Source organism: Luteibacter sp. 9133 (genome assembly GCF_000800155.1).
GTDB lineage: Bacteria > Pseudomonadota > Gammaproteobacteria > Xanthomonadales > Rhodanobacteraceae > Luteibacter > Luteibacter mycovicinus.
The window spans coordinates 596,388-617,188 of the sequence record NZ_JUHO01000001.1 but is presented as its reverse complement, the minus strand read 5'-3'; the positions used below and the strand labels follow the sequence as shown (position 1 = coordinate 617,188).

Genomic DNA, 20,801 nt, shown 5'->3' with positions numbered 1-20,801 from the left:
CTTTCCCCCGACGCTCCTGCCGGAGCTTCCTTCACTCCCCCATCCGGCACCGGACGGGGGAGCTTTTTCATGGCCTCAGTCGGCCTTCGGCGACGCCTTCGTCACGACGTTGCCCAGCGGCACCATTTCGGCATCGCCGACGGTGACCGTCCCGTTGAGGCCCCGGAAGAAGTCATCGCCTGATTTTCCGATCAGACGTTGGATTGTGAAACCCGTGGATCCGCTACCCACGCTGGAAGCGCGCGCGCCACCCGGACCATTGAACGAACCGACCGAATCGCCATTCGGAGGGGCAATGCCATCGATGAAGACGGAACCGCCGAACATCAAGGCGGCTTGCAGATTACGCATCTCGGCCAGATAGATCCGGTGCGCGCGCGTCCCCGCGGTCCTGTCACCGTACTTTTCGCGCATGTCGACCCAGTAGGCATCCGCCTGGGTTTTCTCCGCAGGCGACAGCTGCAGGTAGGCTTTGGCGAACGCCGGCTCGAAGCGCGGATCGTGGCGTTCCGATGCGAGTGCCAGCCAGGCCACGCCCAACGGACGATTGATCGGGCCATCGTCGCCGTTGAAGTACATCAGCCCGAGCACGTACTGCGCCGGCTTGCTCGCCCAGTAAGCGGCATCGCGAAGACGTTCGCGGGCCCGGGCATCGTGGTTCTTACCGAAGTCGCGAGCGGCGGCGCAGAAGTAGTACTCGCCGGGCAGGATGCGCTCGATGCCGCCAGGGCAGTACGCGTTGACCTTGCGCAACAGGGCCCGGGGATCCGCAGGCTGAGCGGTATTCGCCATCGCCGAAGCACCGACCGATACGGTCGCCATGAGAACGAAAGAAAGAGTCCGAAAGATTTTCATGCACCTGCCTCCCCGGCAGCCATGGAAGTTAGTCCGTTAAACACACCTTGACCCGTGACGTGCACGGGTGTCCCCAAGCGTCAGTCGTCCTTGCGAGACGCGACCTGACTGATCGGCACCAGCTCGGCGTCACCCACGAAGACGTGGCTATCGTAACCGTAGAAGTACATGGCCTTCTGCGATTGCAGCATGCGGCCCAGCGTAAACCCACTCTGCAACGGCAGGTCGTTCGCCATCGCGTCGTTATAGGGAACCGTCACACCGTCGACAAAAATGCTTCCGCCGAAGTTGACGGCCCACGCGATCTGGGCGTATTCGCGGTCGAAGCGTTTTTCGGCACGCGGGGCGGCCACCGGATCGCCGTAAGTCTTCTTCAGGTCCTGCCAATAGGCGTTGGCCTGCGCCAGCTCTTCCGGCGACACCTCTTTGTAAGCCGAGATGAAGGCCGGTTCGTAAGCGGGATCGTGCCGCTCGGCGGCGAGCGCCAGCCAGGCAAGACCCAGCGGACGATTCTTTTCCGCCCGGTCGCCATTGAAATACATGATGCCGAGCGCGTATTGCGCCGGCTTGCTTGCCCACTGTGCCGCGTTTTTCAGGCTTTCGCGTGCGAGACCGGGATGGCCGGACCAGTAATTGCGGGCGGCGGAACAGAAATAGTAATCGCCGGGAAGAAAGCGCTCGAGACCGCCGGGGCACGGCAGCAGCGACTTGGCGACGATGTCTTTCTGATCGGGGAGCGGCTGGGGTCGCTCGGCGCCAAAAGCGGCGGGAGCGACGAGCATCGCGGTGAGGGCTAATACGGACAACGACTTCATGTGCGCATCCTCCAGTAGGCTCTCACCCCGAGAACTGGAGATTACAATACTACGCAGTTCGCTATTGTCTCGTGAAAACTTGTTTAGCCGCCGATCGCCGCATGCATCCGACGGATCACATCGGCGTAATCCGGCGCATTGAAGATCGCCGAGCCGGCGACGAACGTGTCGGCACCCGCCGCCGCGATCTGGCCGATGTTGTCGGCATTGACGCCGCCATCCACTTCCAGACGGATGCTGCGGCCGCTGGCGTCGATGCGCTCACGCACATGACGGATCTTGTCCAGGGCGCCAGGGATAAATTTCTGACCGCCGAAGCCGGGATTCACCGACATGATCAGGATCATGTCGATCTTGTCGATCACGTAGTCGAGCCAGTTCAGCGGTGTGGCCGGATTGAACACGAGGCCGGCCTCACAGCCCTCGCCCTGGATCAGCTGGATGGTGCGATCCACATGCTCGCTGGCCTCCGGATGGAAGCTGATGCTGCGTGCGCCGGCCTTGGCGAAGTCCGGGACGATGCGATCCACCGGCTTGACCATCAGGTGCACGTCGATGTGCTCGGTGATGCCGTAATCGCGCAGCGCCTTCAACACCATCGGCCCGATCGTGAGGTTGGGCACATAGTGGTTGTCCATCACGTCGAAGTGCACCCATTGCGCGCCGGCATCGAGCACCTTGCGGGTGTCCTCACCCAGGCGGGCGAAGTCGGCCGAGAGGATGGAGGGGGCGATGACGGGTGATTGCCTGGACATGATGGGTACCGTTAGCCGTTCGGGGATGACGCGTTTTGTCGCGGTATTACGGAAGGTCGCGCGCGAGGCGCGCTCCTACATGATGGCGCTTCGCGTCATCATTTAAACCCCTTCTCCGCCTTGATCCGCTCGTAGGCCGCATTGATCTCGCTGGCCCGCGCTTCCGCCCGGCGACGCATGTCGTCCGGCAGGTCGCCCAGGCGATCCGGGTGATGCTCGGAAATCAGCTTGCGATAGGCCCGCTTGATCGCGCGATCGTCGGCGCCGCGCTGGATGCCGAGGACCGCGTAGGGGTCCGGACCGGCGGTATTCCGCTGCGGCGGCACGTAACCACCGCCACCCTGCCCGCCACCGTACGAGCGGCCGCCGCCGGTGGCGTTCCACGCATAGCCCTTCATCGCCATCAGCGCCATGAGCTCCATGTCGCTTACCCGCAGCGCGAAAGCCAGCTGGCGCAGGATGCCCATCTTTTCGGTCGACGGATTGCCACCCTCGGCGAGCACCGTCTCGATGACCACGTCGATCACGGGGAACGCGTGGTCGCGACGATGACCGACCCACTGACGCAGCTCGTCGATGACTTCGGTCGCGTTGAACTCGGGTTGCTTGCCCTCGTTGAACGCGTCGATGGCCTGGCGACGCTGCTCCTGATCGAGGTTCATGCGCACCATCAGCCGTTCGGCGATGGCGATTTCCGCTTCGGAAATCCGTCCGTCGGCCTTGGCCACCGCGCCGATCAGCGCGAACAGCGGTGCGATGTAGCCACCCTGTGCGGGCGTACGGCGACGTTGCTGCTGGCGACTGGCATCGAACATGAAGCCGAGCGCGCCGCCGATGAGGGCGCCGAGCAGGTTGTGGGTCGCCCACATGCCCAGGACTGCGCCGATAAGAGTGCCGGTGAAATTCATGGAGCGGCCCTGGTGGGGGTCTGTGCGGCGAACCACTGGGCCAGCTGGTCGACTTCCGCGTCGGTGAGAGGGCCCGTCGCCGCGCGCATCACGGGGATATCGCGGCGACCGTCACGGTACTGGCGCAAGGCTTCGCGCAGGTAGTCGAGCTTCTGCCCGGCCAGATTGGGCGCGCCGGGGATCCGCGCCATGCCGTCTTCCCCGTGGCACGCCGCACACAGGCCCAGGCGCGCCGGCTTCACAGGCGGTGCGGCGAGGACGGGGGCGGAGAGGGCCAGGGCAAGCGCCGCGGTCAATAGAAATCGCATGGCAGGGCAATGGGGGCAGTAACCCCGAATTCTAGCAGGCGGACCACGTCCGCCTGCGCGCAGGCGCGCGCACCGCGCGCGAAATCCCTCACCCCGGTGGGAGCCACACCCTACCCCCGGTACAATGACCGACTTCGAACCGCCCCTCATCGGAGTCACCCCGTGCCGACCACCCTCTCGCAATCCGACCTGCCGGGCCTGGAGCTCATCCATCGCGGCAAGGTGCGTGACGTGTACGCCCTGCCCGGCAACCGCCTGCTGATGGTGGCGACCGATCGGCTGTCGGCCTTCGACGTGGTGCTCCCCGATCCGATTCCGGGCAAGGGCGAAATGCTGACCCAGATCTCCAACTTCTGGTTCGAGAAGACGAAACATCTCATGCCGAACCACCTCACCGGTGAGGACGTGGCCTCGGTGCTGCCGGCCGGCGTGGATCCCGCGCTCTATGCGAAACGCGCGGTGATCACCAAGCGGCTGAAGCCGGTGCCGGTCGAGGCCATCGCCCGTGGTTACATCATCGGCTCCGGCTGGAAGTCGTATCAGCAGACCGGCGACATCTGCGGGATCAGGCTGCCGGAAGGCCTCGATCAGGCGCAGAAGCTGCCCGAGCCGATCTTCACCCCGTCGACCAAGGCGGCGGTAGGCGATCACGACGAGAACGTCAGCTTCGACGTGGTCGTCGACGCGGTCGGCGAGGAGCTGGCCAACGCCGTACGCAAGGCCACCCTGGAGATCTATACCTTCGCCGCGGCCTACGCCGCCGAGCGTGGCGTGATCATCGCCGACACCAAACTGGAATTCGGCACGGACGAGCACGGCGTGCTGCACGTGATGGACGAGATGCTGACCCCGGACTCCTCCCGTTTCTGGCCGGCTGACGAGTATCAGGTCGGCATCAGCCCGCCGAGCTACGACAAGCAGTTCGTCCGCGATTATCTGGAAGAGCTGGGCTGGAACAAGTCGCCGCCGGCGCCGAAAGTGCCCGCCGACGTGATCGAGCGGACGGCGTCGAAATATGCCGAGGCGCTGGATAAGCTGGCTGGGATTCGGTTGGACTGAGGCGGGTGGGGGTCGCCAGCAAGGCTGGCTCCTACATGTCTGCGGTGTCGTACAGGCCACGGCAGATCTGGGGGGGGGCTTCCAGGCCACGGCAGACGTGTAGGAGCCGGCCCTGCCGGCGATCGCTCTCGCCGCAACGTACGATCGCTCTCGCCGCAACGTACGATCGCTCTCGCCGCAACGTACGATCGCTCTCGCCGCAACGCACGATCACTCTTGCCGCAACGCACGATTGACGCGCGTTGCCCAACGGTCAACTCTCGCGCTTGACGCTTAACGCTTCACAGGGCCACTCATGCGCGATGCAGCCACCTGGTTCGGCAACTACAGCCGGGACCACCAGAACGAGACCAACCAGCTGATCCACTGGATCTGCGTGCCGGCGATCACCTGGACGGTGGTCGCGCTGTTCTGGCTCATTCCCGTCCCCGGGTGGCTCGGTCGCCCGGGCCTCTGGGCGGTGCTGGCGATGTTCCTGGCCTTCTGCTTCTACTTCTATCGCCTCTCGCGAAAGATCGGCATCGCCATGGCGGGTGCTTTCATCATCCTCGCCCTGGTCACCGACTCGCTCTACCGGAACATCGGCACGAGCGGCCTGCTCTGGTCGGCCATCACCGTCTTCGTCGTTGCCTGGATCGGCCAGTTCATCGGGCACCGGATCGAAGGGCGACGTCCCTCCTTCCTCACCGACCTGCAGTACCTCCTGATCGGCCCGGCGTGGCTGATGAGCAAGGCGCTCAGTCGCTTCGGCGCTCCCTACTGATGCGGGCTGTCCGGTGACCCAGACGATCCTGACCCTGCTTTCCGCCGCGATCTGGCTGGTGTTGTATGCCAGCGTGGGCGCGGTGGTCCCCGCCGTGATCGGCTGGTCCGTCCTGCGCTGGCTGGAGCGCACCCCCGTGGTGTTCAACCGCACGTATCTGGCCATGCTGATCTGGCTGCTGGTGGCGTTGGGCCTGGGCGGCACGGTACTGCTGATCACCCGGCACGGGCAGCCGATCGATGCCTCGCTGCTGGAACTGGCCTGGGTTCGCGGCTGGCTGGTGCTGGACATGCTGCTGGGCGCGTTTCTCATCTGGCGGCTGGTGCCCCGGGTCGATGCCCGACGGGTCAAACCGACCAGCGCCTGCATGACGGTCGCGATCCTGATGGTGGTGACGATCGTCGTGGCGATGGCGATTCATCGATAGGGAAAACCTATTGGAATCATCTTAACGATCACTTGGACTTGTGTTCCGCGATCCCCATAATGAGATTCATTCCCATTGAGGACGTGGCCATGGCCCGCACCATCAAATATGCAGCGACGCATTTCAGCATCGCGTTTTCCATGAGTTACGCGGTCAACCAGAACGTCGCACTGAGCACGCTGGTCGGTATCGCCGAGCCGATCGCGTTCGCCCTCGGTCGCGACGTGACCTGCGGGTCGCGCCGCGGCCCGCCCCTAGCGCACGCCGCCTGATCCACCGCCTGCGCGCGCATTGGCGACGGTGACGGCATGCGTGAAGCCGTCGAACGGGATGTCGGTGATGCCGACCAGCCCGATATGCGAGTTTTCGCCATCGAGAATGCGACCGGTCACGGGCTGGTCGACGTACTGGAACCAGTGGGTGCCGACCACGACGCCTGACGCGACCGCCGCGTCGACGAAACGCGCGTAAGCCTTGCCGCGCTCCTCCTCGCTGCCGACGGCGGCGACTCCGTTCCCGAACGGCCCCCGGTCGGCCGAGCCGAAATGGAACTCCGTGATCATCACCGGCTTGTCCATCTTGCGGAAGGCGGCGACGTCGAAGCCGTGCTCGGGCACGTCGGTGTACGTATTGATGCTGGTGACGTCCGCATAGGCCGCACTGGCCTGCTCGGTCTCAGGCGTTCGGACGGCCAGACGTCCGCCGAGGAAAAGGTGATGCGGATCGGCTTTCTTCAACGTCTGCGCCACCGTGCGGAAGTACTGGTCGGCATACAGCTTCAGGAAAGCGATGTAATCGGCGGCGACCGCAGGATGCGCTTCGCTGGGATCCGGTGCCTTGAAGCCCCTGGCCGCCACCTGGTCCCACGAATGCACGTCCACGCCCCAGGCCTTCGCGAACGTCGCGGCATCGCCGTGCGTCTTTTTCAGGTAGGCGAGAAACGCCTGCTTGGCCGGGCTCTCTGGCCCCTGCACGAGTGAGCCCACAGCCAACGCCCAGCGACCCTGCGGGCCCTGCCCCGCCCAGGCGAGTTCGTTATCCGCGAAGTAGCCGAGCAACCATGGGTCGTCTTTGACACCCTTGCTCGCATTGGCGACCGCCGTCGTTGCCGCCGCGGCAAAGCGCGGATCGAACGGATCGGGCATGCGACCCCAGTAGTCGTAACCGGTGCTCACCGTGTTGAAGTCGCCCTTGATGATCACCGGCACGGTGTAGGCGATACGGTGATCGCGGGCGAACGCCGGATCGCTCCAGTTGCCCAGCGTGTTGAAGCGCCAGCTCTTCAGCCGGTCGACGCTGCGCTTACGCCACGCCGCCGCGAAATCGTTACCGAGCGTCCGCGACACGTTCTGCGAATAGATGTCCCACCAGCGCCCGTGATTCATGCCGTTGTCGCGCTGCGAGCCCTGATCGCTCCGACTGTCCGATACGCCTCCGAACCTGCCGCTCGCCCCGGACGTGTCGGCAAACATGAACTCGCGTCCCTGCACATAGGTACGCGCATCGGTGAGATTCACCGCGTTGACGCCCAGCGAGAAAAACGCATGCCCTTCCGGCGTCACCAGCCACCAGCGCTCGCCCTGCTTCTGCGCATGAAAGAACCCGGTTGCCTGTAACGCCGGCAGATCCGTCCGTCCACCAAACTGGTCCAGACCCGGTGCCGCAGCTTTGCCACCTGCCGCCACCGGTGGGAGCCAGCTCTGTCGGCGATTGGCGGCGTTCTTCAGGCCTTCATCGCTATCGATCTTCTCCGGCCACGTCCCACGCGTGTACTGCCCATACCGATCCACCACCCCGGTATACGCCGCACGCAGATCGCCCTCGCCCGCCACGGTATCCAGCTTTCCGAACAACACGGTCTGCGCCGCGCCCGGCTGCGGCATCGACAACGTCACCGACGTCACCGCGTTGGCATCGACGGCACCATCCACCGCCGTCGCGACGAGACGCTTCTCCTTACCGTCATCAAACGGCATCGGCGGCCCGACCTGCATCCCGAACGCTCGCGGCGACGTCGCCTTCAGCGACACCGACAGCGTCTGCGGCGGACCGGGAGGGACGCCGACCACCGTCTTCAGGTGCTTGTCGCCGGAAGCCACATCGACGATCAACGTCACCGGCCAGGGCATGCCGTTCTGCACACGCAGGCGCATCGTGCCATCCGGCTGCCAGGCCCAGGTGCCCTGCTTCGGCGCGAGGATCAGCGACGGCGACGCGGAGGGTTTGAAGGTGACCGCGACGAGTTCACCGCCGTCGGCGGCCTTGCGCACGGTGGGGTCGAGCGTGGCGTCACGCGTCGTGACGCGGGCGGCATCGGCCGGATGGACGAGATCGACGGTCGCCGCGTGGGCGGAGACGCTGAGGGATAGCAGTGCGAGGGGAAGGTAAGTACGCATGCCCGGAATCTGCCACGCCGGGCATGAACGGGGACTCACCCCACCTTGCCCAGCCGCTTCCGCCACAGATAGTAAACCGGCACGCCGATCGCAATGATCACCAGACTCATGCCCGCATCGCCCGGCTCCGTGATCGCCGTCGCGGCAATCACGCACAGCACCGTGACGGTGAACACCAGCGGCAGCACCGGATAACCCGGCACCAGGTACGGCGATGGCTCGTCGCGCAGCTTTTTGCGATACCAGAAGATGGTCGCGATACCGAACGCATGCGACAACCATTCGCCCACGGTCGTGTAGTTCAGCAGTGCCTTGAAGCTGCCCGAGAGAATCAGCACGATCGCCCAGCCACCCAGTGCCACGAGCGCGAACTGCGGCGCGCCGGTCTTCGCGTCGATACGCGCGATCGGCTTGAAGAACATGCCGTCGGCGCTCATCACCTGCAGCACGCGCGCACCACCGGCGATCGCGATGCTGCAATAACCGAACGTCGAGCAGGCGATACCGACGGCGATGATCGTCGCGCCGGATTCGCCGAACACGCGACGCATGAGATCCGCCGCCGGCGCCGTGCTTGCGGCGAGGCCGGCGTGACCAAGGCCCGCCATGTAGGCGATGTTGACCAGCACGTAGCAGACGACGACGGCGAGCATGCCGAGACCCAGCGCGCGTGGAAGCGTGCGCTGCGGTTCGCGTACTTCACCGGCGAGGTCGTTCAGGTAATGGAAGCCGCCGTACGCGAACAGCGCCGGAAGAATCGCGCCGATCACCGTGCTTGCCGGCACGTCGTGTGTCGGATCGGTAGCGAACGCCGCGCCGAGATGGCCCTGCGCGAGGAAGATACCGACGACGATCAGCAACGACACCGCGCCGAGCTTCAGCACGGTGAAGATGTTCTGCACCCATGCGCCGGCGCGGATACCGAACAGATTCACCGCGACGATGAAGCTGATGGCGCCGACGGCGAGCGGCTTGACCCACTCGTGCGGCAGACCGGTGGCGCGGCACGCGTAGTCGGCGAACGTCGTCGCCACGGCGGCCACGCTGCCCGGGTAATTGATCAGCGCCATCGTCCAGCCGAACAGGAAGGCTGGCAGCTGGCCGAAGGCTTCGCGCAGATAGACGTAGGTACCGCCCGCTTGCGGACGACGCGCGCCGAGCTCGGCGTAACAGAGGACACCTGCAAGGGTAAGCAGGCCGCCCAGCGTCCAGAGGAGAATCACCTCCGTGCCCGAGCTGGTCAGCTGCGCGACGGTGGCCGGCGTGCGGAAGATACCCGCCCCGATGACACCGCCGATAACGATCATCGCGGCATCCCAGATACCGAGACGGCGGAGATAGTGAGCTGGCTGAGGTGCTGGCATCGGGTGACGATGCCATAACCGGCACACCGAGACCACTGTAGGAGCGCGCCCTGCGCGCGACCTGGGTTCGGCGGATGTCATGGCGGGACGGCGAACGGGTGTCGCGCGCGGGGCGCGCTCCTACAAGGTGACGAGGGTCGGGTGGATACCGGAGTCGCCGCGCGGTGAACCAGGATTAGCGGATGACGATTTCTTCCGGACACTCCGCTCTTCGCATCGGTCGTTTTTCAGAAGCCGGCCGGATCTATCTGGTTACAACGGTGGTGTGGAATCGCGCACCGCTGTTCCGCGATCACGTTACGGCTCGTATGGCAGCCCGCGCCATTCATTCCCCGAAGACCTGGCTAAATGCGGAATGCCTCGCATGGGTCCTGATGCCGGACCACTGGCACGGAATCATCCAGCTTGGGGAGGACGCCGATCTGTCGAAAACGATAGGGAAGATGAAGTCGCGGGTCACCAGGGCGCTTCGAAAGACAGGGCGGGAGTCGCCCGTCTGGCAGCGGGCCTTTCATGATCGTGCGCTTCGCAAGGAAGACGATCTGAAAGCCATGGCGCGGTATGTCGTGGCCAATCCGATTCGCGCGGGGCTGGTGCGGCGCGTTGGGGACTATCCGTACTGGGATGCGATCTGGGTGGGGAGTTGAGGGTTGGGGTCGCGCGCGGGGCGCGCTCTTACATGTCGCGCGCGGGGCGCGCTCCTACATCAGGAGCGCGCCTTTTGCGGGGCTTATTTCTTCTTCGGGATATACAGGTCGGTGATCGTGCCCTCGTACACCTCGGCCGCCATGCCGACGGACTCGCCGAGCGTGGGGTGCGGGTGAACGGTGCGGCCGATGTCACCGGCTTCGGCACCCATCTCGATCGCCAGGGCGAGTTCGGAGATGAGGTCGCCCGCGTGCGGGCCGACGATGCCGGCACCGACGATGCGATGCGTCTCTTCGTCGAAGATCAGCTTGGTGAAACCCTCGGTGCGGTCGATACCGATGGCACGGCCCGAGGCCGCCCACGGGAACTTGCCCACGCCGACCTTGAGGCCCTTTTCCTTCGCTTCGCGCTCGGTCACGCCGACCCAGGCGATTTCCGGATCGGTGTAGGCCACCGACGGGATCACGCGAGCGTCGAAGAAGCTCTTCTGACCGGCGGCCGCTTCCGCCGCGACCTTGGCTTCGTGCGTGGCCTTGTGCGCCAGCATAGGCTGACCGACGAGGTCGCCGATGGCGAAGATGTGCTTCACGTTGGTGCGCATCTGGCGGTCGACGGGGATGAAGCCGCGATCGCTGACTTCCACGCCGGCCTTGTCCGCACCGATCTTGTTGCCGTTGGGCGAGCGGCCCACCGAAACGAGAACGCGGTCGTACACCGTGGTTTCGGGGATGCTGTCACCTTCGAAGGTGATCTCGATACCCTTCTTGGTGGCCTTGGCCGCGACGACCTTGGTCTTCAGATGGATGCCCTTGTAACGCTTGGCGATGCGGCCCTGCAGCGGTTTGACCAGATCAAGGTCGGCGCCCGGCATCAGCTGGTCGGCGAGCTCGACGACGGTGACTTCCGAGCCGAGACCCGCGTACACCGTGGCCATTTCCAGGCCGATGATGCCACCGCCGACGACCAGCATCTTCTTCGGCACGTCGCGCAGTTCGAGCGCGCCGGTCGAGTCGATGACGCGCTCGTCGTCCCACGGGAACGAAGGCAGTTTCACCGACTGCGAGCCCGCGGCGATGATGGCGTTCTCGAAGCGGATCAGCTTCGTGCCTTCCGCCGTGACGACTTCCATCTCGTTGGGCGAGATGAACGTGCCGACGCCGGTGACGGTACGCACCTTGCGCGCCTTGGCCATCTGAGCGAGACCGCCGGTGAGCTTGCCGACGACCTTCTCCTTGAACGAGCGCAGCTTGTCCAGGTCGATGGTCGGCTTGCCGAAGGCGATACCGTGCGCTTCGATGGCGGCGGCTTCGTCGATGACGGCGGCCGCGTGCAGCAGCGCCTTCGACGGGATGCAGCCGACGTTGAGGCAGACGCCACCGAGCGACTCGTAACGCTCGACCAGCACCACGTCGAGGCCGACGTCGGCGCCGCGGAACGCGGCCGTATAGCCGCCCGGACCGGAGCCGAGGACGACCAGCTGGCATTCGATGTCGGCCTTGCGACCGGTATCGGCCGCGGCCTTGACGGACGAAGCGGACGACGACGCGGCGGCGGGCGCGGCGACCGGAGTGGCCGGCTTCGGCGGTGCCGGCGCGGGCGACGGGGTGGGAGCGGCGGGCGCGTCCTTCACCGTCGACTGGCCGACGGCCTTCTCCGCGACCGGCGCATCGGCGCCTTCCGCTTCGATGAGGGCGATCACGCTGCCGTCGTTGAGTTCGTCACCGATCTTGACCTTGATCTCGACGATCTTGCCAGCCTGCGAGGCGGGCACGTCCATCGTGGCCTTGTCGGATTCGAGCGTGACCAGGCTCTGGTCCTTGGCGACGGTGTCGCCGACCTTCACCAGGATCTCGATCACCGGCACATCGTGCGAGCCGCCGAGATCGGGGACTTTCAGTTCGATCGTGTTAGCCATGCGTGTCGTCTCCGGTCAGAGCAACAGGCGACGGATGTCGCCGAGCTGCTGGGCGAGATACACGGCGAAGCGTGCGGCCAGGGCGCCGTCGATAACGCGGTGATCGTATGACAGCGACAGCGGCAGGATCAGGCGCGGCGCGAATTCCTTGCCGTTCCACACCGGCTTCATCGCCGCCTTGGAAACGCCCAGGATCGCCACTTCCGGCGCGTTGACGATCGGCGTGAACGCCGTACCGCCGATGCCGCCGAGCGAGGAAATCGAGAAGCAGCCACCCGACATGTCGGCGGCGGTAAGCTTCTTGTCGCGTGCCTTCTTCGAGATCTCACCCAGTTCCGCGGCGAGCTCGAGCAGACCCTTCTTGTCGGCGTCGCGGATGACCGGGACGACGAGGCCGTCCGGCGTGTCCACGGCGATACCGACGTTGTAGTACTTCTTGAGCGTCAGCACTTCACCGGCCGCATCGAGCGACGCGTTGAACGTGGGGAATTTCTTCAGCGCCGCGACCACCGCCTTGATCTGGAAGACCAGCGGGGTGACCTTGAGGTCCTTGTTCTCTTCGCCGAGCTTCTTGCGGAAGGCTTCGAGCTCCGTGATGTCCGCGTCTTCGAACTGCGTGACGTGCGGAATCATCGCCCAGTTGCGGGCGAGGTTCGCGGCGGAGATCTTCGGAATGCGGCCGAGCGGCTTTTCTTCGATGTCGCCGAACTTCGAGAAGTCGACCTTCGGCCACGGCAGCAGGCTGAGGCCATTGCCACCGGCGACCGCGCCGCCCTTCGACGGGGACGCACCCGAGGCCATCACCTGCTTCACGTAGCCGGAGATGTCTTCGCGCTGGATGCGGCCACCGCGACCGCTGCCCTTGACCTGGGCGACGTCGACACCGAGCTCGCGTGCGAATGCGCGCACGGCGGGGCTGGCGTAGGGGGCATTGCCCGGCATGATCACGCTGGCGTCGAACGACACCGGCGGCGTACGCGGCGTGCCACCGGCGGGTTCGGACTTCGAGGCTTCCGAGGTCGAGGCGTCGGAGGCGACGGCACGCTTCGGTGCTTCGGCCGGGGCTTCCGAGATACCGGGCTTGTCGGTCGAAGCGGCGGGCTGTGCGTCGGCCGAGGCGGCTTCAGCGGACTCGCCGCCGGCGCCTTCGAGCACGGCGATCAGGTCGCCGTCGTTCACTTCGTCGCCCACCTTGACCTTCAGTTCCCTGATGACGCCCGCGGCCGGGGCCGGGATGTCCATCGTGGCCTTGTCCGACTCGAGCGTCATCAGGCTCTGATCTTTCTCGACGGTATCGCCGACCTTGACCATGAGCTCGATGATCGGCACCGGCTTGCCACCGATGTCGGGGACGGTGACGTTGACCGGGCCCGACGACTTCGAGGCGGACGGCGCCTTGGCGGCGGCCGGAGCCGGAGCCGGCGCGGCGGCCTTGGCCTCGTCGGCCTTCGGAGCGGCAGCCTTCGGTGCATCTGCCTTGGGAGCGTCAGCCCTGGGCGCTTCGGCCGGGGCATCGCCCTCGGCTTCGACCAGGGCGATCACGTGGCCTTCGTCGACTTCGTCGCCGACCTTGACCTTCAGTTCCTTGATGACGCCAGCGAACGGCGCCGGCACTTCCATCGTGGCCTTGTCGGATTCGAGCGTCACGAGGCTCTGGTCCTTTTCGACGCGATCGCCGACCTTGACCATGATTTCGATGACGGGGACCGCGCTACCACCAATATCGGGGACGCGGGCTTCTTTGACGTCGGCCATGGAACCTCCTAGAAAACAGGCGTCGGAGGGCGGCGAACCCACCGGCGGGGGAAGACAGGCGCCTATGCTGCGGCGCAACCGGTCGATTGTAATCCCTCACGCAGCTTTTCCCACGATTCAAACGGTCGTTGGGATGAATTTCTGCTTTTACTGGGAGTTACGACGGACTGAGCGGATTCGCAGCCGGGCCGTCGACCTTGCCCTGCCCTTCCGCCGCCGGCGCCGGATTGCCGATCACCCGGATCTCGCTCTGCGGGTAAGGAATGGTGATCCCCTCCTCGTCGAAGCGCTCCTTGATCCGACGCAGCAGATTCGTCTGCGCCCCCTGCATGTCGGCCACCGCCGTCCAGGCGCGGATCACGAGGTTGACGCTGGAGTCGCCGAGCGCATCGGTCCAGACGCCCGGCGCCGGATCCTTGAGGATGCGCGGATCCGCATCGAACAGATCGGTGATCACCTTCATCGCCTTGCCGATGTCATCGCTGTAGCCGATGCCGACCTTGAACTCGAAGCGACGCGTGCCACGCACGTTGTAGTTGATGATCGCGTCGCCGCCGACCTTCGCGTTCGGCACCACGGCTTCCCGGTTGTCCGGCGTGATCAGATAGGTGTGCATCAGGTTGACGCTCTGCACCGTGCCATCGATGCCGCCGACGGTGACGTAATCACCCACGCGGAACGGCCGGAACAGAATCAGCAGCACGCCCCAGGCGAGATTGGACAGCGAACTGGTGAGCGCGAGGCCGACGGCGAGTCCGGCGGCGCCGATGGCCGCGATAAAGGAAGCGGTGGGAATACCGACCGTGCCGAGCACCTGGATGAAGAGCAGCGCCAGCAGGACGCCGTAGACGACGTTGCGCAGGAACAGCGCCAGCGTGACATCGACATGCGCGCGCTCGAGTGCACGACGGCCGATGTTGGCGAGGCGTGCCGCGAGCCAGAAGCCGATGACCAGCAGGAGGAGCGCAAGGCCGATGCGTACGGAGTACGAGAGGATGAGCGTGCGCATGGCGGCATCGACGCCGATACGGTCGAGGAAGTCGTTCATGGGGCTGCCTTTGGACGGTGGAAAAGTGCGCGACGAGGCTAGCAGCGACGAAGTGAAAAGGTGGTTTCCAGGCACAAAAAAGGCGCCTTTCGGCGCCTTTTTCGTTACGGCGTGCTGGTAGCCGCCGGCTTGGTCGGCACCTGCGCCGTCTGCGGGGTGTCGATCTTCCTGCCGCCGTACGGAAGCACCTCGGCGGCGACCTTCGGGTCCGCCTTGATCAGCGCCACTTCGTCGCTGACGATGTGCGCGGCTTCGTCCAGCGGCGTGTCCTTGGCCTTCTTCGCGTCGGCTTCCTGCTTGATCTCCGACTTCAGGCTGCGCTCGTTGGCGTTGAGGCCATCGTCACCGGTGGTGTCGTCGTCGTTCGGATCCGCCGCGCTGCCATCGCCACCGAAGATCGCCTTGCGACGATTGCGGAAGTCGGTCTGCAGCGCGTCGTACTGCTTACGCTCGGCCTGACGGGCGGCGAAGTTGAGCGAGATGTCGGTCTTGTCACGCAGCTTCTTGTACTGGGCGAGTTCGTCCAGCATCAGCTTCCACGCGGGCGAGGTGGCGACGCGTGCGTCGTGCTTCTGGTTGAGCGGACCGATGATCGGCTTGAGGTCGGCGACCGGCTTGTAGTCAGCCGGGTCGATATGACGCCACGGCAGCGCATTGTCATAGGTCGACTCACCGAATTCCTTCGCATCGCCGTTCTGCGGGAACTGGACGTCCGGCGTCACGCCATGCAGCTGCGTGCTGTCGCCGTTGATGCGGATGAATTCCGCGATCGTCATCTTGAGCTCGCCGTACTTGGCGTCTTCACCGGTCTGCGCCTTGCCGAAACGGTCGAGGTCGACCAGGTTCTGCACGGTGCCCTTACCGAAGGTCGGCTCACCGATGATGATGCCGCGGCCGTAGTCCTGGATGGCCGCCGCGAAAATTTCCGAGGCCGACGCCGAACCGCGGTTGACCATGACCGCCATCGGGCCGTCCCACGACATGCCCGGGACGTCGTCGCCCTGCGCGTCGATCTGGCCGCGCGCGTCACGCACCTGCACGACCGGGCCGGTGTCGATGAACAGACCGGTGAGCTCGGTGGCTTCCGACAGCGAACCGCCGCCGTTATTGCGCAGGTCCATGATGATGCCGTCCACCTTCTGCGCCTTCAGCTCGGTGAGCAGCTTGGACACGTCGCGCGTGGCGCTCTTGAAGTTGGCGTCGCCGTTACGGCGGGCGCCGAAGTCCTGATAGAACGTGGGCAGGTCGATCACGCCGATCTTGCGCGTGACATCGCCGTCCTTGACGTCGATGACCTTGGACTTCGCGGCCTGCTCTTCCATCGTGACCTTCTTCCGGACGAGCGTCACGACGTTGTGCTTGCCGTCGACGCCGGCATCGGCGGGAAGAATCTCGATGCGGACGGTGGTGTCCTTCTTGCCGCGGATCAGCTTGACCACGTCGTCCTGGCGCCAGCCGACCACATCGACCATGGGACCGGTTTCGCCCTGACCGATGGCGACGATGCGGTCGCCCGCCTTCATCTTGCCGGACTTGATGGCCGGGCCGCCGGGGACGAGCTCGCGGATGGTGGTGTAGTCGTCGCGGGCCTGCAGCACCGCGCCGATGCCTTCCAGCGACAGACGCATGGCGATGTCGAACTGGTCCGCGGCGCGGGGGCCGAGGTAATCGGTGTGCGGGTCTGTCGAGTTGGCGTACGCGGTCATGAAGGCCTGCGTCGCGTCCTCGTTATCCAGCTGGCGCACGCGCGAGATGTACGTGGCATAGCGCTTATCGAGCGTCTTGCGGATCTCGTCGTCGGTCTTACCGGCGAGCTTCAGGCGCAGCCAGTCGTTCATGGTGCGCTTGCGCCACACGTCGTCGAGCTCGGCCTGGTTCTTCGGGGCGGCGGCCTTCTTGCGGTCGAAGTTGAAGCTTTCGTTGCCGCTGAAGTCGAAGCCCTTGGCCAGCAGGCTGCGCGCGTAGTTCATGCGATCGACCGCGCGCGTGATGTACAGGTTGAACACCGAGAACGGCGCGGTCAGGTCCTGGTTCCAGATGGCGTCGTCGAGCTGGGTCTTCATCGGCTCGAACTTGGCCAGATCTTCCTGCGTGAAGAAGACTTTCTCGCTGTCGAGCGACTCGATGTAGGCCTTGTAGATCTTGGCCGACATAGCGTCGTCGAGCGGCTGGGCCTGATAGTGGAAGCGCGTGAGGAAGCGCGCCGACAGCTGCGAGGCCTGCGCTTCGGCCGGCGTGGCCTTCAGCGGCAGGGTGGATTCCTTACGCTGCGGCTCGGGCGAGGTCGCAGCTTCCGACGCGTCCTTCGGCTGCGGTGCGGCCGGCTTGGTCGCGGGCGCTGTGTCCGGCTGCGGCTTGGCGGTCTGGGCCTGGACGCCTGCTGCCGAGAGGGCAAGCAGGAGAGCGAACGCGGGACGAAGGGTCATGTAGTCGCAGCCTCGGAGTGCTTCAAATCGTTTATTCGACGACACCGGCGGCGTGAGCCATCAGGTCGGCATGGTAGGAGGATCGCACTAACGGGCCGGAAGCGACATGGCCGAAGCCCATCTCTTCGCCCGCGACGCGCAGCGCCTCGAACTCGTCCGGCGTCCAGTAACGGACCACCGGATGGTGATGCGCGGTCGGCTGCAGGTACTGGCCGATGGTGATCATGTCCACGTCATGGTTACGTAGATCGCGCATGGTCTCGAGCACCTGCTCCATCGTTTCGCCCAGGCCCAGCATGATGCCGGACTTGGTCGGCACTTCGGGATGCTGCGCTTTGAAGCGCTTGAGCAGGTCCAGCGACCACTGATAATCCGCGCCCGGGCGCACTTCGCGGTAGAGGTGCGGGACGGTCTCGAGATTGTGGTTGAAGACGTCCGGCGGGAAGTCCTTCATGACCTCGAGCGCGCGCTCCATCCGGCCCTTGCCGCGGAAATCCGGGGTCAGGATCTCGATGCGGATGTTGGGGCTGGCATGGCGCACGGCACGGATGCACGAAGCGAAATGCTCGGCACCGCCGTCGCGCAGGTCGTCGCGGTCCACCGAGGTGATCACCACGTACTTCAGGCGCATGTCGCGGATGGTCTCGGCCAGGCGCGCCGGTTCCAGGGGGTCAGGCGGCTGCGGGCGGCCGTGGGCCACATCGCAGAACGAGCAGCGACGGGTGCAGACCTCACCGAGGATCATGAACGTGGCGGTGCCCTTGGAGAAGCACTCGTGGATATTCGGGCAGGAGGCTTCCTCGCAGACCGTGACCAGCGAGTTTTCGCGCAGGCGCGCCTTCAGCTGCTGCACGGCGTTGCCCTGCGGCAGACGGACGCGGATCCAGCCCGGCTTGCGCAGAACGGGCACGTTCGTATCGAAGCCCGCACGGTTGAGCGCGATCTTGTCATTGCCCAGCATCTTCTCGCCCGGCTTGTCGACGACGGCGATAGGGATGCTGCGGGAGGGAGTGGCGGAGGTTTGGCTCATAACGGCTACGTCCTCAGACCGCGACGCGGGCGGGGAGTTCGGGGAGAGTGGAGTCGGCGGCGACGGCATGGAAGCCGAACTGCTTACAGAATTCCTGTACCAGGACGTCTTCCACGTCCACCAACCGCGACGGACCGCCCAAGTCTAGCACCTGGGTGACTTCCAAACCCTTGTACCCGCAGGGATTGATGCGGTGGTAGGGCTCGAGATCCATGTCCACGTTGAAGGCCAGCCCGTGGAAGCTGCAGCCGCGGCGGATGCGCAGGCCGAGGGCGGCCACTTTGGCACCAGCCACGTAGACGCCGGGCGCGCCTTCCTGACGTTCGGCGCCGATGTTCCATTCGCCCAGGGTATCGATGATGGCCTGCTCGATGCGGCAGACCAGCTCACGCACGCCCACCCCGACACGGCGCAGGTCGATCATCGGGTAGGCCACGATCTGGCCGGGCCCGTGATAGGTCACCTGACCGCCGCGATCCACGCGGACCACCGGGATATCCCCCGCCGCCAGCACGTGCTCCTCCTTGCCGGCCTGTCCCAGCGTAAAGACAGGGTCGTGCTCCAGCAGCCACAGCTCGTCGACCGTGTCGTCGGTGCGGTTGTCGGTGAAGGCGCTCATGGCCTTCCAGGTGGATTCGTAGGGGACGCGCCCCAGCCGGCGGACGTTGAGGGGGTGGGTCATGAGGATGGGGTCGGAGGGGATGCCGAGGAATTGTGGGCGATGCCCGCGCTAAACAAGGATAGCCCCCCCTGCAGGAGCGCGCCCCGCGCGCTCCTGCAGGGGCATGCCCGGATCACATCGTGAAGCGAATATTCTCGTCCGCACGCAAGGTGCTATGCGCCTCGAGGTACTTCTCGCGCGTCGGCGCGACGAAGCTCACCGTCACCGACTGGTAATTGCCGGCCGGGGTCAGCTTGGTCGACAGTGTCTCGTGCAGTACTTCGAGGCCGACACCGTGGAGCAAGGCCGGCACGTGCTTGTCCAGACCCGCGTTGGCGTTGCCGATCGCGGTGATCTCGAACTCGCCCGGGAACTGGAAGCCCTTGCCGTCTTTCTGCGCGTCAGTGAAGTCGATTTCCTTCATCGCCCGAGCCCTCTTACTTCTTGTCGCCGTCGCTGTGGAACCACAGCATGATCGTGTCCCACAGGCGCGAGAAGAAGCCGCCTTCGGGCGCGTCGTTCAGGGCCACGAGCGGCGCGGTGAGCACCGGCTGGCCGTCGAGCGTCACGCGCAGCGTGCCGACCTGCTGGCCCTTCTTGAACGGGGCGATCAGGGTCGAGGGGATGTCGAGGTTGGCCTTGAGCTTGTCGTAGTCGCCGCGCTTGACCGACACCATCGCGTCCTCGGCAACACCGAGCGGGATGGTGTTCTCGGCGCCCTTCCACAGCTTGGGCGTGGCCAGCGGCTTGTTGGCTTCGTAGAGCTTGTGGCTCTCGAAGAAGCGGAAACCGTAGTTGAGCAGCGCCAGCGCGGCGTCCGCACGGCCCTTCTCGCTGTTGGCGCCCATGATGATGGCGATCATGCGGGCGTCGCCCTGCTTGGCCGACGCCGCCAGGCAGTAGCCGGCCGCCGCGGTGTGACCGGTCTTGATACCGTCGACGGTGTTATCGCGCCACAGCAGCAGGTTGCGGTTGTGCTGCTTGATGCCGTTCCACTCGAACTCCTTGACGGCCGAGATCGCGTAGTCCTCGGGGAAGTCGTGGATGAGCGCGCGGGACAGGATCGCGATGTCGTGCGCGGTGGTGTAGTGGTTGGCGACCGGATAACCGGAGGCGTTCTGGAACTGCGAATGCGTCATGCCCAGCTGCTTGGCGTACGCGTTCATCAGATTGGCGAAGGCCGGCTCCGAGCCCGCGGTGTGTTCGGCCAGCGCGATGGCGGCGTCGTTACCGGACTGGATGATCATGCCGTAGAGCAGGTCTTTCAGCTTCACCTGGCTGTTGAGCTTGAGGAAGCTGGTGGAGCCGTCGGTGCTGGCGCCGCCGCCGCGCCAGGCGTTCTCACTGATGGTGACCGGATCTTCGTTGTGGATCTTGCCGTTGCCCAGCTCGGCCGAGACGACGTAGTCGGTCATGATCTTGGTGATCGAGGCCGGCTCCAGCTGCACGTCCATGTCCTTCGACGCGATGATCTGCCCGGTGTTGTAGTCCATCAGCACCCAGCTCTTGCCCTCGACGTCCGGCGGCGGCGGCACCGGCGCCTCGGGCACCACCGGGCGCGGTACGACGGGCGGACGGGGGGGCTGCTGCGCCGCGACACCCGCGACGAGCGCGGCGGCGGCAAAAGCGAACAGGGAGCGAGGCAGAAGCTTCATCGTTTCAACGGTC

20 protein-coding genes are annotated in these 20,801 nt (G+C 65.3%); 5 read left to right on the top strand and 15 right to left on the bottom strand.

The features are described from left to right. Positions 1–75: 75 nt before the first annotated feature. From FA87_RS19640 to FA87_RS02455, 5 genes are all read right to left on the bottom strand, one after another. The gene (locus FA87_RS19640) at positions 76–855 is read right to left on the bottom strand and encodes an SEL1-like repeat protein (RefSeq protein ID WP_156128479.1); all 780 of its coding nucleotides are present in this window, start codon (positions 853–855) and stop codon (positions 76–78) included. An 80-nt stretch (positions 856–935) separates the two neighbouring features. Beyond that, positions 936–1,670 carry a hypothetical protein gene (locus FA87_RS19635; RefSeq protein WP_051944014.1) on the bottom strand — a complete coding sequence of 245 codons (735 nt, stop codon included), beginning with the start codon at positions 1,668–1,670 and terminating at the stop codon, positions 936–938. Between the two features lie 83 nt (positions 1,671–1,753). Next, complete coding sequence (gene rpe, locus FA87_RS02465; RefSeq protein ID WP_043692126.1) at positions 1,754–2,425, bottom strand: ribulose-phosphate 3-epimerase; 672 nt, start codon at positions 2,423–2,425, stop codon at positions 1,754–1,756. Between the two features lie 98 nt (positions 2,426–2,523). Beyond that, on the bottom strand, positions 2,524–3,333 hold the full coding sequence (djlA, locus tag FA87_RS02460; RefSeq protein ID WP_036116111.1) for a co-chaperone DjlA: 810 nt from the start codon (positions 3,331–3,333) through the stop codon (positions 2,524–2,526). Continuing rightward, entirely contained in the window at positions 3,330–3,641 is a 312-nt protein-coding gene (locus tag FA87_RS02455) for a c-type cytochrome (protein ID WP_043692123.1), read from the bottom strand. Before FA87_RS02455 ends, djlA begins: the two co-directional genes overlap by 4 nt. A 162-nt stretch (positions 3,642–3,803) precedes the next feature. Here FA87_RS02455 and FA87_RS02450 point away from each other — a divergent pair, with 162 nt between their 5' ends. The 4 genes from FA87_RS02450 (at position 3,804) to FA87_RS02435 (ending at position 6,162) form a co-directional block, all read left to right on the top strand. After that, positions 3,804–4,700, top strand: a complete 897-nt coding sequence (locus FA87_RS02450) for a phosphoribosylaminoimidazolesuccinocarboxamide synthase (RefSeq protein ID WP_043692121.1) — start codon at positions 3,804–3,806, stop codon at positions 4,698–4,700. 295 nt (positions 4,701–4,995) lie between these two features. Continuing rightward, entirely contained in the window at positions 4,996–5,463 is a 468-nt protein-coding gene (locus FA87_RS02445; RefSeq protein ID WP_036116115.1) for an Mpo1-like protein, read from the top strand. A 13-nt stretch (positions 5,464–5,476) separates the two neighbouring features. Next, positions 5,477–5,890 carry a hypothetical protein gene (locus FA87_RS02440; protein WP_036116117.1) on the top strand — a complete coding sequence of 138 codons (414 nt, stop codon included), beginning with the start codon at positions 5,477–5,479 and terminating at the stop codon, positions 5,888–5,890. A gap of 89 nt (positions 5,891–5,979) precedes the next feature. Continuing rightward, entirely contained in the window at positions 5,980–6,162 is a 183-nt protein-coding gene (locus tag FA87_RS02435) for a DUF2061 domain-containing protein (RefSeq protein ID WP_043692119.1), read from the top strand. Here FA87_RS02435 and FA87_RS02430 read toward each other — a convergent pair. Next, positions 6,145–8,286: a hypothetical protein gene (locus FA87_RS02430; RefSeq protein WP_052191096.1), complete on the bottom strand. Its 2,142-nt coding sequence runs from the start codon at positions 8,284–8,286 to the stop codon at positions 6,145–6,147. The genes FA87_RS02435 and FA87_RS02430 overlap by 18 nt on opposite strands. A 35-nt stretch (positions 8,287–8,321) precedes the next feature. Further along, complete coding sequence (locus FA87_RS02425) at positions 8,322–9,650, bottom strand: amino acid permease (RefSeq protein WP_036116120.1); 1,329 nt, start codon at positions 9,648–9,650, stop codon at positions 8,322–8,324. A gap of 182 nt (positions 9,651–9,832) precedes the next feature. On the opposite strand from FA87_RS02425, the gene FA87_RS02420 reads away from it, so the two are divergent. Further along, entirely contained in the window at positions 9,833–10,297 is a 465-nt protein-coding gene (locus FA87_RS02420; protein ID WP_043692116.1) for a transposase, read from the top strand. Between the two features lie 83 nt (positions 10,298–10,380). Here FA87_RS02420 and lpdA read toward each other — a convergent pair whose 3' ends face one another. From lpdA to FA87_RS02380, 8 genes are all read right to left on the bottom strand, one after another. Then, on the bottom strand, positions 10,381–12,213 hold the full coding sequence (gene lpdA / locus FA87_RS02415) for a dihydrolipoyl dehydrogenase (RefSeq protein ID WP_043692113.1): 1,833 nt from the start codon (positions 12,211–12,213) through the stop codon (positions 10,381–10,383). Positions 12,214–12,228: 15 nt separating this feature from the next. After that, positions 12,229–13,968, bottom strand: a complete 1,740-nt coding sequence (gene aceF, locus FA87_RS02410) for a dihydrolipoyllysine-residue acetyltransferase (protein WP_043692112.1) — start codon at positions 13,966–13,968, stop codon at positions 12,229–12,231. Positions 13,969–14,125: 157 nt separating this feature from the next. Then, positions 14,126–15,016: a mechanosensitive ion channel domain-containing protein gene (locus FA87_RS02405; protein ID WP_052191095.1), complete on the bottom strand. Its 891-nt coding sequence runs from the start codon at positions 15,014–15,016 to the stop codon at positions 14,126–14,128. Positions 15,017–15,120: 104 nt separating this feature from the next. After that, positions 15,121–17,442 carry a carboxy terminal-processing peptidase gene (locus FA87_RS02400; RefSeq protein ID WP_036116125.1) on the bottom strand — a complete coding sequence of 774 codons (2,322 nt, stop codon included), beginning with the start codon at positions 17,440–17,442 and terminating at the stop codon, positions 15,121–15,123. 31 nt (positions 17,443–17,473) lie between these two features. Continuing rightward, positions 17,474–18,472: a lipoyl synthase gene (gene lipA, locus FA87_RS02395; RefSeq protein WP_036116128.1), complete on the bottom strand. Its 999-nt coding sequence runs from the start codon at positions 18,470–18,472 to the stop codon at positions 17,474–17,476. Between the two features lie 13 nt (positions 18,473–18,485). Continuing rightward, entirely contained in the window at positions 18,486–19,154 is a 669-nt protein-coding gene (gene lipB, locus FA87_RS02390) for a lipoyl(octanoyl) transferase LipB (RefSeq protein WP_051944020.1), read from the bottom strand. 112 nt (positions 19,155–19,266) lie between these two features. Continuing rightward, positions 19,267–19,557, bottom strand: coding sequence for a DUF493 family protein (locus FA87_RS02385; protein ID WP_036116134.1), 291 nt, complete (start codon positions 19,555–19,557; stop codon positions 19,267–19,269). A 13-nt stretch (positions 19,558–19,570) separates the two neighbouring features. Further along, positions 19,571–20,788 carry a D-alanyl-D-alanine carboxypeptidase family protein gene (locus FA87_RS02380; RefSeq protein WP_036116136.1) on the bottom strand — a complete coding sequence of 406 codons (1,218 nt, stop codon included), beginning with the start codon at positions 20,786–20,788 and terminating at the stop codon, positions 19,571–19,573. Positions 20,789–20,801 lie beyond the last annotated feature (13 nt).

Bases quoted from the DNA above. Each gene is read 5' to 3' on its own strand.
- FA87_RS02455 (WP_043692123.1), bottom strand. From the start codon at position 3,641: ATGCGATTTCTATTGACCGCGGCGCTTGCCCTGGCCCTCTCCGCCCCC.
- FA87_RS02420 (WP_043692116.1), top strand. From the start codon at position 9,833: ATGACGATTTCTTCCGGACACTCCGCTCTTCGCATCGGTCGTTTTTCA.
- FA87_RS02445 (WP_036116115.1), top strand. From the start codon at position 4,996: ATGCGCGATGCAGCCACCTGGTTCGGCAACTACAGCCGGGACCACCAG.
- rpe (WP_043692126.1), bottom strand. From the start codon at position 2,425: ATGTCCAGGCAATCACCCGTCATCGCCCCCTCCATCCTCTCGGCCGAC.
- FA87_RS02405 (WP_052191095.1), bottom strand. From the start codon at position 15,016: ATGAACGACTTCCTCGACCGTATCGGCGTCGATGCCGCCATGCGCACG.
- lpdA (WP_043692113.1), bottom strand. From the start codon at position 12,213: ATGGCTAACACGATCGAACTGAAAGTCCCCGATCTCGGCGGCTCGCAC.
- djlA (WP_036116111.1), bottom strand. From the start codon at position 3,333: ATGAATTTCACCGGCACTCTTATCGGCGCAGTCCTGGGCATGTGGGCG.
- lipB (WP_051944020.1), bottom strand. From the start codon at position 19,154: ATGACCCACCCCCTCAACGTCCGCCGGCTGGGGCGCGTCCCCTACGAA.
- FA87_RS02430 (WP_052191096.1), bottom strand. From the start codon at position 8,286: ATGCGTACTTACCTTCCCCTCGCACTGCTATCCCTCAGCGTCTCCGCC.
- lipA (WP_036116128.1), bottom strand. From the start codon at position 18,472: ATGAGCCAAACCTCCGCCACTCCCTCCCGCAGCATCCCTATCGCCGTC.
- FA87_RS02380 (WP_036116136.1), bottom strand. From the start codon at position 20,788: ATGAAGCTTCTGCCTCGCTCCCTGTTCGCTTTTGCCGCCGCCGCGCTC.
- FA87_RS02435 (WP_043692119.1), top strand. From the start codon at position 5,980: ATGGCCCGCACCATCAAATATGCAGCGACGCATTTCAGCATCGCGTTT.
- FA87_RS19640 (WP_156128479.1), bottom strand. From the start codon at position 855: ATGAAAATCTTTCGGACTCTTTCTTTCGTTCTCATGGCGACCGTATCG.
- FA87_RS02425 (WP_036116120.1), bottom strand. From the start codon at position 9,650: ATGCCAGCACCTCAGCCAGCTCACTATCTCCGCCGTCTCGGTATCTGG.
- aceF (WP_043692112.1), bottom strand. From the start codon at position 13,968: ATGGCCGACGTCAAAGAAGCCCGCGTCCCCGATATTGGTGGTAGCGCG.
- FA87_RS02385 (WP_036116134.1), bottom strand. From the start codon at position 19,557: ATGAAGGAAATCGACTTCACTGACGCGCAGAAAGACGGCAAGGGCTTC.
- FA87_RS02400 (WP_036116125.1), bottom strand. From the start codon at position 17,442: ATGACCCTTCGTCCCGCGTTCGCTCTCCTGCTTGCCCTCTCGGCAGCA.
- FA87_RS19635 (WP_051944014.1), bottom strand. From the start codon at position 1,670: ATGAAGTCGTTGTCCGTATTAGCCCTCACCGCGATGCTCGTCGCTCCC.